Source organism: Shewanella sp. UCD-KL21 (assembly GCF_001957135.1).
Classification (GTDB): Bacteria; Pseudomonadota; Gammaproteobacteria; order Enterobacterales; family Shewanellaceae; genus Shewanella.
In genome coordinates, this window is record NZ_MPHK01000003.1 from 225,549 (window position 1) to 243,329 (window position 17,781).

The 17,781-nt window shown below is 41.2% G+C and carries 19 protein-coding genes; 5 read left to right on the forward strand and 14 right to left on the reverse strand.

From position 1 onward, the window contains the following. Nucleotides 1–211: 211 nt before the first annotated feature. The gene (gene grxD, locus BM739_RS04575; RefSeq protein ID WP_076537750.1) at nucleotides 212–553 is read left to right on the forward strand and encodes a Grx4 family monothiol glutaredoxin; all 342 of its coding nucleotides are present in this window, start codon (nucleotides 212–214) and stop codon (nucleotides 551–553) included. A 159-nt stretch (nucleotides 554–712) separates the two neighbouring features. On the opposite strand, the gene BM739_RS04580 is transcribed toward grxD, so the two are convergent. Continuing rightward, nucleotides 713–1,939 (reverse strand): uracil-xanthine permease family protein, encoded by a 1,227-nt coding sequence (locus tag BM739_RS04580; protein WP_076537752.1) that lies wholly within the window; start codon nucleotides 1,937–1,939, stop codon nucleotides 713–715. A gap of 186 nt (nucleotides 1,940–2,125) precedes the next feature. Between BM739_RS04580 and BM739_RS04585 the strand changes: the two genes are divergently transcribed. Next, nucleotides 2,126–3,256: a DUF2066 domain-containing protein gene (locus BM739_RS04585; RefSeq protein ID WP_076537754.1), complete on the forward strand. Its 1,131-nt coding sequence runs from the start codon at nucleotides 2,126–2,128 to the stop codon at nucleotides 3,254–3,256. Between the two features lie 53 nt (nucleotides 3,257–3,309). Then, nucleotides 3,310–4,020, forward strand: a complete 711-nt coding sequence (hda, locus tag BM739_RS04590) for a DnaA inactivator Hda (protein WP_076537757.1) — start codon at nucleotides 3,310–3,312, stop codon at nucleotides 4,018–4,020. Nucleotides 4,021–4,135: 115 nt separating this feature from the next. Here hda and BM739_RS04595 read toward each other — a convergent pair whose 3' ends face one another. The 4 genes from BM739_RS04595 to BM739_RS04610 all read right to left on the reverse strand — a co-directional run bounded on the left by BM739_RS04595 (nucleotide 4,136) and on the right by BM739_RS04610 (nucleotide 8,585). Then, on the reverse strand, nucleotides 4,136–6,085 hold the full coding sequence (locus BM739_RS04595) for a hypothetical protein (RefSeq protein ID WP_175609485.1): 1,950 nt from the start codon (nucleotides 6,083–6,085) through the stop codon (nucleotides 4,136–4,138). A 256-nt stretch (nucleotides 6,086–6,341) separates the two neighbouring features. Then, on the reverse strand, nucleotides 6,342–6,719 hold the full coding sequence (locus BM739_RS04600; protein WP_076537759.1) for a DUF2069 domain-containing protein: 378 nt from the start codon (nucleotides 6,717–6,719) through the stop codon (nucleotides 6,342–6,344). Nucleotides 6,720–6,727: 8 nt separating this feature from the next. After that, nucleotides 6,728–7,078, reverse strand: coding sequence for an arsenate reductase (glutaredoxin) (gene arsC, locus BM739_RS04605; protein ID WP_076537765.1), 351 nt, complete (start codon nucleotides 7,076–7,078; stop codon nucleotides 6,728–6,730). Nucleotides 7,079–7,175: 97 nt separating this feature from the next. After that, nucleotides 7,176–8,585 (reverse strand): M48 family metalloprotease, encoded by a 1,410-nt coding sequence (locus BM739_RS04610; RefSeq protein WP_139326818.1) that lies wholly within the window; start codon nucleotides 8,583–8,585, stop codon nucleotides 7,176–7,178. Nucleotides 8,586–8,765: 180 nt separating this feature from the next. On the opposite strand from BM739_RS04610, the gene BM739_RS04615 reads away from it, so the two are divergent. Together BM739_RS04615 and BM739_RS04620 are read left to right on the forward strand one after the other, a co-directional pair. Next, nucleotides 8,766–8,999 (forward strand): sulfurtransferase TusA family protein, encoded by a 234-nt coding sequence (locus tag BM739_RS04615; protein ID WP_076537771.1) that lies wholly within the window; start codon nucleotides 8,766–8,768, stop codon nucleotides 8,997–8,999. 69 nt (nucleotides 9,000–9,068) lie between these two features. Further along, nucleotides 9,069–10,175: an AI-2E family transporter gene (locus BM739_RS04620; RefSeq protein ID WP_076537774.1), complete on the forward strand. Its 1,107-nt coding sequence runs from the start codon at nucleotides 9,069–9,071 to the stop codon at nucleotides 10,173–10,175. Nucleotides 10,176–10,381: 206 nt separating this feature from the next. On the opposite strand, the gene BM739_RS04625 is transcribed toward BM739_RS04620, so the two are convergent. The 9 genes from BM739_RS04625 to ptsP form a co-directional block, all read right to left on the reverse strand. Beyond that, nucleotides 10,382–10,588: a DUF2897 family protein gene (locus BM739_RS04625; RefSeq protein ID WP_076537777.1), complete on the reverse strand. Its 207-nt coding sequence runs from the start codon at nucleotides 10,586–10,588 to the stop codon at nucleotides 10,382–10,384. Between the two features lie 39 nt (nucleotides 10,589–10,627). Continuing rightward, nucleotides 10,628–11,371 carry a 3-deoxy-manno-octulosonate cytidylyltransferase gene (gene kdsB / locus BM739_RS04630; RefSeq protein WP_076537780.1) on the reverse strand — a complete coding sequence of 248 codons (744 nt, stop codon included), beginning with the start codon at nucleotides 11,369–11,371 and terminating at the stop codon, nucleotides 10,628–10,630. Nucleotides 11,372–11,546: 175 nt separating this feature from the next. Continuing rightward, complete coding sequence (gene can, locus BM739_RS04635; protein ID WP_076537783.1) at nucleotides 11,547–12,161, reverse strand: carbonate dehydratase; 615 nt, start codon at nucleotides 12,159–12,161, stop codon at nucleotides 11,547–11,549. 191 nt (nucleotides 12,162–12,352) lie between these two features. Continuing rightward, nucleotides 12,353–13,159, reverse strand: a complete 807-nt coding sequence (locus BM739_RS04640) for an alpha/beta fold hydrolase (RefSeq protein WP_076537786.1) — start codon at nucleotides 13,157–13,159, stop codon at nucleotides 12,353–12,355. 109 nt (nucleotides 13,160–13,268) lie between these two features. Further along, nucleotides 13,269–13,955, reverse strand: a complete 687-nt coding sequence (locus BM739_RS04645; RefSeq protein ID WP_076537789.1) for a M15 family metallopeptidase — start codon at nucleotides 13,953–13,955, stop codon at nucleotides 13,269–13,271. After that, nucleotides 13,949–15,079, reverse strand: a complete 1,131-nt coding sequence (gene dapE / locus BM739_RS04650) for a succinyl-diaminopimelate desuccinylase (protein ID WP_076537792.1) — start codon at nucleotides 15,077–15,079, stop codon at nucleotides 13,949–13,951. Before dapE ends, BM739_RS04645 begins: the two co-directional genes overlap by 7 nt. Next, the gene (locus BM739_RS04655; RefSeq protein ID WP_076537795.1) at nucleotides 15,079–15,429 is read right to left on the reverse strand and encodes an arsenate reductase; all 351 of its coding nucleotides are present in this window, start codon (nucleotides 15,427–15,429) and stop codon (nucleotides 15,079–15,081) included. The genes dapE and BM739_RS04655 overlap by 1 nt, the downstream gene beginning before the upstream one ends. 54 nt (nucleotides 15,430–15,483) lie before the next feature. Then, nucleotides 15,484–15,993, reverse strand: a complete 510-nt coding sequence (gene crr, locus BM739_RS04660) for a PTS glucose transporter subunit IIA (protein ID WP_076537798.1) — start codon at nucleotides 15,991–15,993, stop codon at nucleotides 15,484–15,486. 74 nt (nucleotides 15,994–16,067) lie between these two features. Further along, nucleotides 16,068–17,762 carry a phosphoenolpyruvate--protein phosphotransferase gene (gene ptsP / locus BM739_RS04665; protein ID WP_076537801.1) on the reverse strand — a complete coding sequence of 565 codons (1,695 nt, stop codon included), beginning with the start codon at nucleotides 17,760–17,762 and terminating at the stop codon, nucleotides 16,068–16,070. Nucleotides 17,763–17,781 lie beyond the last annotated feature (19 nt).

Here is a 17,781-nt window from a genome sequence, read left to right on the forward strand (position 1 = left end):
GTTATCGTTTTATATACCTTTTGGTATGACATGCTCACCATGACATTGTACTTAAATATTTTGTGATGTGAATCATTGTTTGATGAAATATGTCGATACAGTCAATCGAAAAAATCATTTTCTAACAAAACCCTACAAACTGTGGGATTTTGTTATGATGAAAGCTGGCGTACAATAGCCTTATATTATTAAGTAGCACTTAGGAATAAAAATGGAAACAGTAGACAAAATTAAGCAGCAAATCAGTGAAAACCCAATCATTGTATACATGAAAGGGTCACCAAAGTTACCTAGCTGTGGTTTTTCATCTCAAGTCGCGCAGGTTATGATCAACTGTGGTGAGCAGTTTGCTTTCGTAGACATTTTACAGCATCCAGATATCCGTGCTGAATTGCCAAAATTCGCTAATTGGCCGACATTCCCACAGTTGTGGATTGAAGGTGAGCTTATCGGTGGTTGCGATATCATCACTGAGATGTACCAAAAAGGTGAGTTACAGCCAATGATCACAGCAACAGCAGATAAGTTCCGCACTGAAGAAGACGCTGAATAAGTCACTTTATTGTTGCGCCAGTACGCGTTAGCTTGGAATTTTTCAAAGCTTAAACACTGGCTAGATGAACATTTAAAGTAAAAACCCTTAATTTGCTTAAATTAAGGGTTTTTTGTTGTCTACAATTTGTTGCCTACAATAGTAATGTGAGATGAAAACTTAATCGGCTTTAGGCTCTTTTGGCATAGGTAAGACTAAATTCATTACAATCGCCACTAAGCCACATAGGCTAATGCCTGTCAGGCTAAACTCTCCAATACCAAAAGCCATTCCCCCAATACCGAACACTAAAGTTACCCCAACAATGCTGAGATTACGTGGCTCATTTAAATCTACCTGATTTCTAATAAGGGTGTTTAAGCCAACTGCGGCGATGGAGCCAAATAATAAACACATAATGCCACCCATGACAGGTAACGGAATGGTTTGCATTAATGCGCCTAATTTACCAATAAAGGCTAAGGTGATCGCCGTGATGGCTGTCCAAGTCATAATTCGCGGGTCAAAGTTTTTTGTCAGGGTTACGGCGCCGGTGACTTCACTATAAGTCGTGTTTGGTGGTCCGCCTAATGCTGAGGCTGCAATGGTGGCTACGCCATCACCTGTTAACGTACGGTGTAGACCTGGCTTTTTAAAGTAATCCTTACCTGTCACATTCGAAATGGCTAATAAGTCGCCGATATGCTCAACGGCTGGCGCTATGGCCACTGGGATCATAAACAGTATCGCTTGCCAGTGAAATTCAGGGGCAACAAATTTGGGTACAGAAAGCCAACTTGCCTGTGCAACTGGGCTAAAATCGACAATACCGAACGCCAAGCTTAAGCCGTAACCCACCAAAATACCGGCAAGGATCGGCATTAGCTTAAGCACACCTTTAGCAAAAACGGCAATTAATACCGTGGTCGCTAATGACATTAGCGCGATAAATAGTGCAATGTCTTGTTCAACAATAACGGTACTACCATCACCTGTTTTACCCAGCGCCATGTTCACGGCCATAGGCGCAAGGCCCAAACCGATAATGATAATGACAGGCCCAACAACAACTGGAGGTAAAAGCTTATGAATAAAGCCACTTCCTTTGACCTTGACCATCAAACCTAACAACACATAAACGAAACCAGCCACCATGAGTCCACCCATTGTGGCGGGAATGCCCCATGTTTGTACCCCATACATAATTGGCGCTATAAACGCGAATGATGAGGCTAAAAAAATAGGCACTTGGCGCTTAGTGATGATTTGAAATAAAAGTGTGCCAAATCCGGCAGTAAATAGGGCGACACTTGTATCAAGCCCGCTTAACAATGGCATTAATACTAAGGCACCAAATGCAACAAACAGCATTTGTGCGCCCTGTAAGGGTATGAACAAGCGTTTCATATAAATCCTATGTTGGTAATAAATGAGAGTTTCGAATTTAAGATAAGTGAAATTGCTGATAATGTCTGTATTTTAGATCATCTTTAACTGCCGTTTGATGGCTATTTCTGCACAGTAATGTAATTTTAGAAGTAAAATTAATATGCTACACTTCGAACACTTTTCTTAGATTGCGTTTACTTTGCCATGTTAAAACTTTTAATTCAGTTCTTTGTGATTAGTTGTGTGTTTAGCTTAAACAGCTTTACTGTTATTGCTGCTGAAATCGCTTTACTCGATGAAGCTGATGTTGTGGTAACTTCTCGAGCCACAAATGAACGACAAGTTGCCTTAAAACAAGCGCTATCGACTGTATTTATAAAAAATTCTGGCTTAACTTCAGTGCTTGAACACCCCTTGATTAAAAGTCATATCAACAAGCCTGAATCCTTACTGACCCAATACGGCTACAGCCAAGTGGATGATGAGTTACTGTTAAAGGCAAACTTTGATCATAAACGTATTATTGCAGCCCTTCGTGAAGCAGAATTACCAGTGTGGGGCCGTCAACGTCCATCAACCTTGTTATGGATGTCTATTGAAAATGCTGGTGATAGAGCAATTTTAGCGGATGCTGCTGAATCTGATATTAGATCGCAAATCGATTTAGATGCCAACAATAAAGGCATTCCAGTCCTGTTACCCGTGATGGACTTAGACGACGTGATGCAAGTTAATGTCTCTGATGTACGCGGCATGTTTGCCGATGTGGTTGCCAGTGCATCAAAACGCTACCAAGCGGACTATTTTGCCATGGCCGATATTGATCAAGTGGGCGGTTTTGTGCGCTTTAATGTGGCTTTATTTGATAAAGCCAATGCTAACGGTGTTATGCAGCCTTTAATTAGCCACCAAGCAGAAGTCGCGGATTATGAGCAGGCAACTGATGAAATCTTATCAACGCTAGCGGGATATTTTGTTAGCCAATATGCTTTTGCTGATTCAGGAAACAGCGCCCAAACTAAGTTAACCCTAGTAGGGGTTCAATCTATGGCGCAGTTAGTTGACATTGAAGCTTACTTAACCCAATTAAGTGCGATTAAGTCGGTGAGTTTAAGCCAGTTTAAAGCTGATACCGTTACTTACAACTTATCGTTATTTGGGGATGCCAGCGATTTAGAAAAATTACTGAATATTAATAAAAGACTGACGCAAATTGATGCTGTTAACGCCAAGAACCCAGTAAATTTTAATGCTGGACAAGATAGCAGTATGAATAATGTTGATCCTAATCTAGATTCTGAAGCATCAGTGTCATTATTGTATCAATGGCATTAGATTGAATGTGTTATACTAACTAACGCTTGTATCAATTATTAGAGAATTTTTGAGTGACCCAAAACTCACCAAAACAATTATCGTTACCTGTTTATTTACCTGATGATGAAACTTTTCAGAGTTATTACCCAGCCGTAGGTAACGATGAGTTAATCCAAAAGCTACAGGCTGCCGCTGAAGGCAGCCTTGCTTCTAGTTTGTATTTATATGGTCCGGTAAAATCTGGCCGTACTCACTTAATGCACGCAGCTTGTGCACATGCGAACGATTTAGAACGCCGTACTTTATATATCCCACTTGGCATTCACGCCAGTATTTCTCCTGAGCTATTTGAAGGTATTGAGTCGCTACAATTAATTTGTATCGATGATATTGATGCCATTGCAGGACACCCAATATGGGAAGAGGCGCTGTTCCATTTATACAATCGTATTGAAGAGCAGCAAGATTGCCGCTTGATTGTGAGCGGTACCTCATCGCCTACAGAAGCTGGTTTTGCATTACCTGATTTAATTTCACGGATGCAGTGGGGCTTGATATATCAATTACAACCCATGGCAGACGAAGAAAAATTAGTGGCATTACAGCGACGTGCAGCGATGCGTGGTTTGCAGCTTTCTGATGAGGTTGGCCGATTTTTGTTAACTCGCATGGCTCGAGACTTACGTACTTTATTCGATGTGCTCGATAAGCTTGATAAAGCGTCTATGGTGCATCAACGTAAATTGACGATTCCTTTCATTAAAGAAATGCTGCGATTGTAAGCGACAATTGAGTTTTACGCTTTTATAAAAGCTTACCAATTTTAAATAAAAAACCACCGATTAAGGTGGTTTTTTGTTGGCTGCCACAAAAGATAGTGGTCATTTTTTGATTTGGTTAACGCGAAGGTATAGGCATATCTCTGTGCTCACGATCCACTTGTATCGCAGGCCTATTAGCTGGTGTCACCGCGTTAGCGTCTGAACTGATGTTTGACATTGTGCTGGCTCTAGACATGCTTCTTGACAGGCTGGGAGAGATATCGACATTATCAAACCAATCTTGACCGGTAATCATGTTTATTGGCGCAGGTAAGCCATTTAATAACGATTCACCATCCACTTCAGGCATCATTTGATTAATAACAAATGCCGCTCTGGTTGAGAGTTCGTCAGCGCCAATGCGGCCTCGCTGTCCCCAATCTACTATTAAAGCATCGGTATCAGTGACTGCCACATCCCTTTGAATTTGGTAACGATGGCTCATAAAGGCTTCTTCAAACAGCATTGCAGCGTCTTCACGAGTAGACGAGTAGTTATAAAAATCATTAGCATGATCGGTCAAAAAGAAGCTAGTGACATCACTAGGCACATAGGCTTTTTGAGTCGCGTCAGCGGTTTCACCTAAAAAGCTGACGGCGGCTAAATCATACATTTCAGCGCTGGTTAATGGCTCAATATTTTGCAATTGATCAGATACCAGTGAATTGCTATCTGTTCTACGATAGAAGTCATCAATTAAAGTCGGGCCTTGTAACTGGCTATGGGTAGAGCGCGGGAAAAAGTCATTAGCGTGGGCTAATTCGTGATACATCAAACTGGCTAAGCGCGGTGTAAGATCTGCAATAGTGCGAGATTGACGGATTGCCCGATCATAGCGAATAGACACATAGTCATTATTTTTCACATAACGCCACGGCATAATGAAGTTCAAATCGTTACCGAAATCGCTACGATAATCAGGTGCTTCATTGATGGTGTCTCTTTCAGTTGGAGTTAACCATAAATATTCAGGGTCGAGGTAAATCGCGCCTGTAGCCACCCAGTAAAACGATGGTCTAATATCATAGCTAATGACAACAGCACTTACTGATTGTAATAGCTTGATAAAATCACTGTTAGGATCAGCTTCAGTTAAAAATTGCTCAAAGTTTCGTCCCATCCAGTCATGGGAAACAACCACTCTATCCATGACATCTGCAATGGTTTCTGAGTCTAATTGTTGGCCAATTAACGGTAAGTCATTTAGCTGGCAAGTTTGGCTTAATTGATTAGAGTAAACACACCGCTGCGCGTTGATTGCATAAGGTGATGCACTATCATAGGCATAGGTTTTAGCTATGGGGCTATCAAAGTAGGGCGAGGTGATGGCGTTTTGTTTAGTCACTAATACAAACACTTCATCGGATAAGGTTTCACCGGCAAAGTCTGCAGTCACTTTAAGGCCGACAAAGGTATCTTCAGCAATATTATCTGGTGCGGTAAATAGTGGCCTTTCTGCATTGGTTAAATCAAGGCTAATTTGTTGGTCTGAGAAATAACACCATTGAATGTTAGATGGCACTTGGTTGTTGATCTGACCAAGGCGCAAGCTGACATCGTTTCCAGCTACAACTTGATGATCACTGTACACATTCAATTGTTGCGACATTTGTGCTGCGGTGATGGTTATTTTGTCGCTGTAAGAAATTTGGCCACTGATGGCCTCTACGGTGAAGCTATAGTCTGCAGCTTCAGGAATATAAAATGCCAGCACAGGACTGTTTTCTGAGGTGATGTCTAAGGTTGGCCCTTCAGTTTGTTGCCACTTAAATTGATAGTTGCTGCTGTCTTGATTATTGACCCCAACAGTAATACTGGCTGATTGATTGACGTAATATTGCTGTTCAACATTAAAGTGTAATTCAGTGCCATTATTAACGGTTGTTAAACCAGAACTGATTTCGCAGACATTAATGGGCAATGTGGTTTCAGTGTCACCTGGCGTAGATGAGTCTGAGCTGCCGCCACAGGCCGATAACAAAGTCATTGAGGCGAGCATAGCTGAAATGGCCATGTTATTTTTCATACACAATCTCCGTTGCTTTTGCATTTCAATCCACAAAATTTATAAAAAGTAATTAAATCAATATAGCATGGCGTTTTGCTTACAAAAAGAACGTTGGAACCATTTGCTAGTAACTTATTAACCCTTTGTTTACCTTGTGGTTACTTTGGCAGTTGTTTTAGCGTCTGATTATGCTGAAATAATTGTCTGTAATTTTTACAACAAAAAAGCGCCCAAAGGCGCTTAATTAATAGAGTTGATAAGTTAACTGCTTACTTTATTCATCTTTTGACTTTTTCTTTAAGCCTAACCCCAGCTCTCTTCCACGTAGGCGAGCATAAAATGGAAAAGCCACTAGTAGGGCACTGATCAGTACAGATTCAATAAGCGCAAAATAAAATGCATCTTCAGTGACATATAACAGGGTTAGTCCATGTAAAAGGTATAAGCATAAAATGAAACTTGCCCAAGCATAGGTGTATGGTTTCCCGGTTAATATCCCTTTAATGGGCAGTAACAAAGGGGCTATCCATAATAAATTAAAGGCTAAAGAATATTCACCTGTCATGCCTTGCTGGATAAACCAGCCAGTAAGCAGCATTAATAATGAGACATAGCCTACACGGCATAGTTGAAATAAGGTATGTGTTGTCATGGTTATTCTCACAAAATGGCTAACACATTTTCAGGCGGTCGACCTACTGCAGCTTTGCCGTTTGCAATAGCAATAGGGCGCTCAATTAATTTAGGGGTGTTAATCATGGCGTTGATTAATTGCTCATCGGTTAAATTAACATCCCCAAGATTTTGTTCTTTGTATTCGGTTTCTTTAGTGCGCATTAGCTCTCTTGGACTGATTGCTAACATGGCTAAAATAGCGCGAATGTCGTCGCTAGAAGGTACGTTTTTTAAATATTCTACAATGTCTATTTGAACATTTTGCGCTTCAAGTAATGCAAGGGTTTGGCGGCTTTTTGAACAGCGAGGATTATGATAAAGGGTAACAGTTGTCATTAGATTGCTTCTTTTTTTATATTTTGGGGCATATTAACAAAAAATCTAAGCAATGGTTAGCTATCTGATAACTTAACTCACCATTGCTTAGCGGTAATTATTTGAGAGCGTCAAGCTCACGTTTAGCTTGTCTAAATTGGCGGATCCTCGCTTCAATTCTGGCAACTTGTAACGATTGGCCTTCTGAGTGGCGATAGGCATAGTTAAGCTGATCAATCGCGCCATCATAATTGGCTGCTAAGGCCATGACTTCAGCATTGGTATAATACTCAAGCGCTTTATTGCCCATTTTACGATAGGCCTGAGTTAAAATTTGATAAGGCAAAATATTTTGCTTATCTAGAAATATAAGATCTTCTAATAGTGGAATGGCTTTTTCGGGTTGTTCAGCTTCCACATACACGTTGGCAAGATTAGCGGAAATAACTTGCGACATAGGTTTGAGCTTATTGTGATGTAATAACATCTCAATGGCGCCGTCAAAATCTTTCTTTTGAACTAACAGATCAGTTTTAGTATCAATATAAAACAGATTGTTTGGTTTGCTTGCTAACAAGTCATCGATAATACCTTCTGCTTCAGTAAAGCGTTTCGCTCTAAATAGTGCCAATGCTTTTCCATAAAGTGCAGCACTCTTAAAGCTATAGCTTTCTTTTTTTAGTTGCTGCTCAAACATAGATAATGCCGCTTGCTCACTGTAACTTGAAAAGCGCACTTGAATACGCGCTTTAGCAAGTTGGTAGTTTAACTGATCAGGGATATATCGATGAGGAAACTGGGTTGCGCGGTTACGGGCATCGGTAATACGTGACTCGGGTAATGGGTGAGTCAGCAGCATTTGCGGTGGCGTTGTGGTAAAGCGATAACGAATGGCAAGCTTAGAGAAAAAATCGGCGGCGCCATTGGGATCAAATCCGGCAGCGGCGAGGGTTTGCATTCCAATTCTATCGGCTTCTCTTTCATGTAAACGGGTGTAGTTAATGCGTGATTGTGTCGATAACGCTTGGGTTGTCGCTAATGCTGCCATACCTGCTTGTGGGGCGGCGATGGTTAATAAAATGGCCCCTAACATACCTACTATGGTAGCAGTAGAGCTTTTTTCTTGTGCTTCTAACGAGCGGGCTAAGTGACGTTGGGTTACGTGAGTAATTTCATGGGCAAGTACCGAGGCTAATTCGCTTTCTGTGTCGGCATTGAGAAATAACCCAGTATGTACGCCCACATGGCCCCCGAAAAAGGCAAAGGCGTTAATTTCATCATTTTTTAATAAGAAAAAGTAAAAGGGTGTTTTTACCCCTGTGGCGTGGGCAACCAGTTTATTGCCAAGTTCTGACATATATTGATTCAGCACAGGATCACTAACAATAGGTGCTGATGAACGAATGACCCGCATATAGGCGTCGCCATAGACCATTTCTTTTTCTAAACTAAAGGTATTGACTGCGGCAGTACCAAGATCGGGAAGGTTGTTACTGGCAAAGCTTTTTGCCACACCAGCGGTTAGCATTAAGGCAACTGCAGTTGTTACAACACTTTTTGAGAATTGGGTAAACGATAATTTGCGCAAATGAAACCTTTATTATAATTATTTCAATCGGGTGGTAAGCAATTTAAGCTAAAGCGAATTACTTGTACTTTACTATCCTTGCTAGGATAATGGCCAGAGAATGTTTAAAGCAAATTTATAATGAAATTAATTGATTTAACTGCATATCAATGCCCGTATCCTTTGGTACAAATCAAGTTGGCATTGAAGAAGCTCAAGCTCGGTGAATCGCTATCTTTTAGTATCTCTGACTCTGGTTCACGTCGAGATGTTCCGCAGTTTTTAAAAAAAATGGGTTATCAGCTTAAAATAACTGATGAAAGCCCTCATTGTCTGTCTTTTATGGTTACGAAAGGTAACAATTTAACTGAATAATTTGGCTGACTTAAGATTAGTAAACTCTTAATATGACTCAGTCTTCTGTGACACTGTTTAAGGAACAAAATGCTTTCATTTTTAGGTGATTGGTACAAAGCGCGCTTTAGTGATCCACATGCAATTACATTATTATTTATTTTATTGGGGATCGGGCTATTAATCTATTTTGCTGGTGGCTTACTGGCGCCATTGTTTGTCGCACTTATTTTAGCTTTTTTACTTGAATGGCCTGTGGCGCAAATCGCGAAATTTGGTGTTAATCGCACCGTCGGCGCCTCACTGATCTTAGTGTTATTTGTTGGCCTTATGGTATTAGTGGCATTTGGGCTTATCCCTAGTTTATGGCGTCAAGGGGTAGCCTTAGCCACCGACTTACCTGTGATGATTGATACTGGGATGCAATCCCTTAAGGCATTAACAGTTGATTACCCACAATATGTCAGTATTGAACAAATTGATGCCATGGTGATTGAGTTAAAAAAATTAGTCGATACTCAGCATTTATTGGATATTGGTAAACAACTTTTAGGTTATTCAGCCTCACTATTAGTATTGATGGTTTACGTGATCTTAGTGCCGTTATTGGTGTTCTTTTTCTTAAAAGATAAAGATCAGTTACTCAAGAGCAGTAAACGTTTTTTTCCTAATAATCGTGATTTAGCTCGTAAAGTTTGGTTTGAAATGGACCAACAAATTTTCAACTACATTCGCGGGAAAGTAATTGAAATCGTCATCATTGGTACTGTGAGCTACGTATTTTTTGCCATTATGGGACTGCGTTACTCAGCCTTGTTAGGGGTGCTAACGGGCTTATCCGTATTGATCCCCTATGTTGGCGCGACACTGGTGACATTACCCATAGCATTAGTGGCCTTTGTTCAGTGGGGCGTAAGCCCTGAATTTGGTTATGTGATGGTTGGCTATGGGATCATTCAGGCCCTTGATGGTAATGTGTTGGTGCCTATATTATTTTCTGATGCAGTGGATTTACATCCTGTGATGATTATTGCTGCAGTGTTGGTTTTTGGCGGCTTGTGGGGCGTGTGGGGGGTGTTCTTTGCCATTCCATTAGCGTCACTGGTAAAAGCGGTGATTAATGCTTGGCCTAACAGTAGTAATCAAAGCACCAATTTAGCTTTAGATAAAGAGACTTCGTCTGTTTCAAAATCATAAATAGCTACTCAGAACCCGTTAAAACAGAGCCAAGCTAGTGCTCTAATTCAACTGGCATATCTGGTATAAATTTAGATTAAACTACAAAAAAGCGAATGACAGTGTCATTCGCTTTTTTATTTTTCCCCGAATATGTCAGGCTAATTGACCTAGGGCAGAAGCCTGTGGGTCATACTTGATGTATCATAAGGAATTGGAGTCGGTAGTTACTTGTCGTTATCAGTTTTATCCGATGGCGCTTGGTCGGTGTTAAGATCTTTTACTGACTCGTCCTCTGCAGCTTTATCTGTTTTCGTTTTTGGCTCACCAAACTGCGGCATTTTAAATTTAGCGCTATATTTCAAAACCGCTAAATTACTGGCAATAATACCGACGACTAAAATGATAATAAGCCAAACTTCTAAATCGTTCATGTTAATCCTTAACTGCTGTTTTGACCATTAAGTTGCTGATTAATCAACAGCTAAACGTTGTTCACATTTACGGATATCTTCAGGGGTATCGACTTCTGGTGAGTTGAACGCGCTGATGGCGATTTTAATCTTATGGCCATATTCCAGTGCACGTAACTGCTCAAGTTTTTCAAGGTTTTCCAAACGCCCGAGGGGCAATTTAGCAAACGCCTTAACAAATTTACTGGTGTAAGCATAAATGCCGATATGCTTGTATACCGCGTAATCATCACTGTCATTATCACGGCAAAAAGGAATACGAGAACGTGAAAAGTACAGCGCATTAAACTCGTTATCAAAAACCACTTTGACTTGCATAGGGTCATCAATATCTTTGTCTTTATCAATTTTATAACCTAATGTCGCCATTTCGAATTCGCCTGGGTGGCGCTCAAATAAGCTGATCATTTGTTCAATTGAAATAGGGTCAATTAACGGTTGATCCCCTTGTACATTAATCACTAAATCATTGTCGTCTAATCCAAGTATATCGATGGCCTCATTGATGCGATCTGTACCTGAAGCCGCATCAGAGCTGGTCATTACCACTTGACCACCAAAAGACTCAACCGTGTCTTTTATGCGAACATCGTCAGTAGCAACGTAGATATTATCTAACCCTTTAGCGAGTGCCGCGCGTTCACACACATGCTGGATCATTGGTTTGCCGTTAATGTGTGCCAGTGGTTTACCTGGAAAACGACTTGAGCCATATCTTGCTGGGATTAAAAGAGTAACTTTCATCAATATCCTACTTATCTGAAACGCTAAACAAAGGGGCTACTGAACCCGAATGTAACTTATGCTTTATTATATACAACCAAATAGCTTAGTCAGCATTTGGTTGTTACCTATTTAGTTTAATCTCTGTAAAGATTATCGAAGCAGCTGAGATGGTTTGCTGGCCATATCAACATTTTTACAGCGCATTATTGGCATGCTCACTACTTACAGTGACATCCAAATCTGTCAGTAAGCCGTTATTGATGCCGTAAATCCAGCCGTGAATAGCAATTTCTTGGCCTCGGTCCCATGCATCTTGCACGATAGAGGTGCTGGTGACATTGGCAACTTGTTCGATGACGTTTAACTCACACAGGCGATCAAAACGTTGCTGCTGTTCAAGTTGCTCTAAATCGTTACTGTGAATTCGGTAAATATCACGAATATGACCAAGCCAATTATCAATTAAACCTAAACGCTCTTTGCTCATCGCCGCTTTTACGCCGCCACAACCATAATGGCCCACGACCATAATATGTTTTACTTTGAGCACTTCTACTGCGTATTGAATAACCGATAAGCAATTAAGGTCGGTATGGATCACCATATTAGCAATATTGCGGTGCACAAATACTTCGCCAGGCATCAAGTCGATAATTTGATTTGAAGGTACCCGGCTATCAGAGCAACCGATCCATAAATACTCAGGATTTTGCTGTTGGGCAAGCTGCGCAAAAAAATCAGGATCTTCCTTACTAATGCGTTCAGCCCAACGGCGGTTATTGTCAAAAAGAGGCTTTAATAATTTCATTTATGCTTTATAACCATTTTTAAGTTTACTCGGACAAACAGGAGTACTGGTTGCATTATCAATTTTCAACAGTATATCAGTATATTTGCAATATGCTGTTTAATCGAACTAAGGTGATGAAAATACGTAATTATTATAATTTCTAATCAAGTAGTACAGTTTATTAGCAGCAACATTTGTTGTTTTAGGCTTTATAAAAAAGCGTGTAAAAGCTGGTTAAATTCGTCTGCTTGTTCTTGATTACACATGTGGCCAGCGTTACTGATCTGCAGCTGTTTACTGGCGCTAATACAGTCTTGCATTAAATAGGCTTCAAGCGGGGTGCGCAATTTATTTTGTGAACCAATGAGAATTAAGCATGGCAGGGTGAATTGCTCTGCTAATTCTAAGCTGTCACGTTTATAAAATACTAACGGCGCAAACAAGCTAAGTTGTTCAATGCGTTGAGCTGATAACCCCATCAATTGTTGGTTAAAGTTAGCCATTAATGCTTGAGAATCAGCTGTTTCAGCAAAAAACTGGCTGCTTATCGTATCGGCGAGTGTTTCACTGCATTGTTTAGCTGCGCAAAGCTCATCAATCCATAATTGGTATTTAGCACTGTTAACCTGTGGTTCAAAGCCAATAAAACTGTTGGCTAGGACTAATTTTGAAATGGTTTTAGGATGGGCTAAGACCATTTCTGCTGCAATGGCGCCGCCGCAGCCATTACCAATAACCATACACTGATCAATATTTAAATGGGCTAATAAGGATAAGCAATGATGAGCGATAGTGACTAAAGATGTGGTGCCATGAGGTAATGCACCTGATTGACCGTGAGCCCATAAATCAACCGCAATACAGCGATGAGATTGGCTAAATAATTCTATTTGCGGCTGCCATTGCTGGCTATCACTGAGGAAGCCATGGATAAATAAGATGACAGGACCTTGGCCTTGATCAATAAAATGTAGCGGCTGTTCATTAATAGCAAAGGTCTGGCTTTGATTAGGCATGAATGGTCTCAATAAAGGTTAACAATATAAAAATAATCTGCGGATACAAGGATAAACTTATCAGATCTAGTGTTTGATACTGATTTAATCGGCTTAAAATACCTAAAAATCACTTCGGCGCATCTGCGACAAAAAACACATAGCGGTCGACTAATTCATCGAGTCGTTTTATCAGCGCTGATTTTAATGAGATATTTGAATTAGACAACAGTTGTTTGAGGCTTTTGCGATCGTATTGGGCTAAATAAAGGCTAGATTCAGGAAAATAGCTTAAATGCCAAGGTTCTGGACTCACACCACTGCATCCCGCTTGATAAGGTAAATAAAAGCCGTACTGTTGAGCATGATGTTGCAGCCATACTGAAAGGGCGCCGCAGGGGCCGTCAATTAAGTATTCATCACTAATTAATTTTAGTTGTTGGCGGTTAATGTTATTGCCATCGAAGACATCAATGTCAGTGCCCCAGTGGTGGCGTGATGCGCCGGGTAGGGCTGACCAATTTAAAATCGCATCAACAAGTTGATCGTCAGTGAGGTTTTGACTATCCATGACTTGATTGTTGAGGTCTAAAAGAATCCGTTTGCCTTGGGCTTTGGCGTTCCAAATCGCAGCTTGTTTGTCAAAACTGCGGTGAGCCGAACACAGCTCAATGGCAATACCATCAAGGGCTGCGTGTTGCTGCATTTGGCCAAATGCGTCAGCGGTTTTTTGAGTCAGTAAATGGCCTTGTACAGTGACAAGTTGTGATTTATCCAGCCCATAAAGGGCTGGATTGTTGATATCAACATTTAGCACAAAAGTTTTTCCAATATAGACTCATAGCATAGGGCTAAGACTTCTAAATCTGATACTTTCACGCATTCATTGACCTTATGAATGGTCGCATTTACCGGACCTAATTCGATAACCTGTGCGCCTGTTGGTGCAATAAAGCGTCCATCAGAGGTGCCACCAGTTGTTTGAGGATCGGTTTCATAACCGGTGACTTCTAAAATTGCGGCTTTAGTGGCCTCAAGTAATGGTCCGCCGCCGGTAAGAAAAGGCAGGCCGTTATACACCCAATCAATTTCATAATTTAAGCCATGGGCATCTAAGATGTTGAGCACGCGTTTAATTAGCTCTTCAGCAGTGACTTCTGTTGAATACCTAAAGTTAAACATCACCTCTAGCTCTCCTGGAATCACATTCGACGCCCCGGTACCACCATTAATATTAGCTATTTGAAAGCTGGTTGGCGGAAAGAACTCATTGCCATTGTCCCAATGCATTTGCGCAAGTTCAGCTAATGCGGGTGAGGCTTTATGGATTGGGTTGTCTGCAAGGTGCGGGTAGGCAACATGGCCTTGAATGCCATGAATGGTAAGATTACCGGTTAAGCTGCCTCGGCGGCCATTTTTTACAATATCGCCTAACTTATGGGTCGATGAAGGCTCGCCAACCAATGACCAGGTAATTTTTTCATTGCGAGCTTCAAGGGTATCAATAACCCGGGTGGTGCCATTAATGAATGGACCTTCTTCATCACTGGTGATTAAAAATGCGATGGAGCCTTTATGATCGGGGTGCTTTGCCACAAACCGTTCGGTAGCAATAGTCATTGCAGCCAGTGAACCTTTCATATCAGCTGCGCCGCGGCCATGAATATAATCATCTATAACCGTAGGTTCAAAAGGTGGGGTGTGCCATTTATTTAAATCGCCCGCGGGCACCACATCGGTGTGGCCAGCAAAACAAAACACTGGCGCTTCATTGCCTCGTCTTGCCCACATATTCGTGGTGTCTTCAAATACCATAGGTTCAATGTTAAACCCAGCAGCTTCAAGGCGCTCAGCCATTAAGGTTTGACAACCTTCATCTAATGGCGTCACAGAAGGGCGTGAGATTAGCTCTTTGGTTAATGCTAAAACGTCTTGAGTCATTAGTTAAACCACGCTTGATAATCTGCGGCTTTAAAGCCAATAAGGATCTTATTATTTTGAATAAGGACGGGACGCTTAATCAAGGTTGGGTGTTCAACCATCAAGGCGATGGCCTTTTGTTTATCTATGCCGTCTTTTTGGGCATCAGTTAAGGCACGAAAACTGGTGCTGCGTTTATTAAATAATAATTCCCAGTCAGCTAATTCAGTCCACTGAGTAATGGTTTTGGCATCGATACCTTGTTCTCTAAAATCGTGAAAGCTAAAAGGTTGGTTTTCTGCTTCTAACCACTTACGGGCTTTACGTACGGTATCGCAATTTTTTATTCCGAAAATAACACTACTACTCATTTTTGTTTGATTTCCCAGTATGGTGGTGTAATGGTCATTATGTTGCTGCTAACTTTATAATTCAACGGTAAATATAACGTCTTTCCCAGCAATTACTGCGCCTTGGGCTTTATCTAAATATTGCACATCTTCCATGTTAGCAAGCACAACAGGGGTTAATAGGCTTTCAACTTGATCGGTTAGATAGTCTAAATCAAATTCTAAAATGGGTTCGCCGACTTTAACTTGTTGGCCTTCTTCAGCGAGTCGTTTAAAGCCATTACCGCGCAATTCGACCGTGCCGACCCCAAAATGCACAAATAGCTCGAGTCCTTGGGGTGACTCAATACTGAATGCGTGGTTTGTTTCAAAAATTTTACCTATGGTGCCGTCAATCGGCGCGAGGATGAGTTTTCCCGTTGGGTTAATCGCAAGACCATCACCGACGATTTTTTCGGCAAAAACTACATCTGGTACTTTCTCGATATCAACTAGCTCGCCAGAAATTGGCGCGTAGACTTTGATCCCACCGGTTAAGGTCGGTTGTCCTGATATTAATCTGCGTATACGGCTTAAAAATCCCATTACATGCAGCCTCTTTTATTATGATTATTTCGATGTTTAAAATAGTTAACGATGACACATCGCTATCGTTGTTATTAATTTAATAATTCGTTGAGCTGGTCAATATGACTTAAGGTTAATGCTTGCTGAGCTTGTTGAGTAAACTGGGCGTAATTGCCATTACATATGGTGGCTTTGACATCCAATAAACTGGCGCTGTTAACGCTTAACTCATCAATCCCTAAACCCACCAGTAAGCTGATGAGTTTGGGCTCGCTGGCCAATTCTCCGCACAAGCAGACTTTGGTTTGATGCGCTTTACATTCATCAACCGCCATTTTGATAAATTTGATCATTGCAGGTGATACGGGGGGATAATCCTTAACCAGCTCTGGGTTACCTCGATCTGCAGCAAGGGTATATTGGGTTAAATCATTACTACCAATACTGATAAAGTCTAACTGAGGTAATAGGTGGGGTAAATTTAATATTGCAGCAGGTGTTTCAACCATAATGCCGATATTGATCTCACCAAAGCCTTTTTCCTCTTCAATTAATTGCTGCTTACACCAGTCAATAATTTCAAATGCTTGCTCTAATTCTTCTATTTGATTGACCATAGGAAATAATAGCCGAACTCGGCCATGGTTAGCGGCCCGTAGCACGGCTTTAATTTGCGTACTAAATAGCGATCTGTGCTGCAAACTGTAGCGGATCCCTCGAACGCCCAGTGCTGGGTTGTCTTCATAATCTTGACTTAGGCAGGGGATTTCTTTGTCTGCGCCAATATCGAAGGTACGTATGGTCAGTACCTTGCCATTTAAGCTATGCAGCGCATCGCAGTATAAATGAAACTGTTGTTTTTCATCGGGGACGCTATCCACTTGCATGAGTAAAAACTCGGTGCGGAATAAACCTATGCCCGCAGCGCCCGCATCTTGTATTTGGCTAACATCATTTAAACTACTGACATTGGCGAGTAAGCACACCGGATGGCCATCTTGGGTGATACTGTCTTGGTCGATATATTGTTTTAGTGCTTGACGACGCTGGATTTCTTGAGCTGACTTTAACTGTAATTGTTGGCTAATAGCGTCAGTAGGATTAATGTGTAATTCACCACTAATGCCATCTAAAATAAGCGGGCTACCATCATTTATATTGAAATTGTCAAACTGACAACTGAGCAGTGCTGGAATACCGGCCGCCTTGGCTAAAATAGCCGTATGGCTGGTAAGCCCCCCGGTTTTGAGCACTATGCCTTTGATTTTGTTTAACGGAATTGTTGCAAATTCAGCTGGGGTGAGGTCTTCAGCCAGTAAAATGGCATTTTCAGTTAACTTAGACACGTCCCACAGCAAGGTACCATTTACCGCAGCCATCAGCCTTTTGCCTAAGCAAATAACATCATTGCTGCGATTCGCCATATAAGGATCGTCTAGCTGAGCCAGTTCATCGGCATGTTGAGCAAATACCCGTTCAATTGAGACTTCTGCTGAAAAACGAAATCGAGTGATGTATTTTTCCAGTTCAGCGGCTAAATCATCATCTTGCAGTAACATGATGTCAGCATCGATGAGGTTAAAATGCTCACTGTCTGCGGTAAGGTGTTGCTGACAATCAGTTAAATATTGGCTTAGGAAGATAATCGCTTTGGAGACTTTTTCACATTCTTGAGCAATTTGAGCGACAGGCAGGAGTCTATAGTCCACTTTTGAGTGGTGCAGATTAATATGAATAGCTTTACCAAATGCTATTCCTGGAGACACTACAATACCTGATACCGCCATATGACTTCCTGTAAATGTT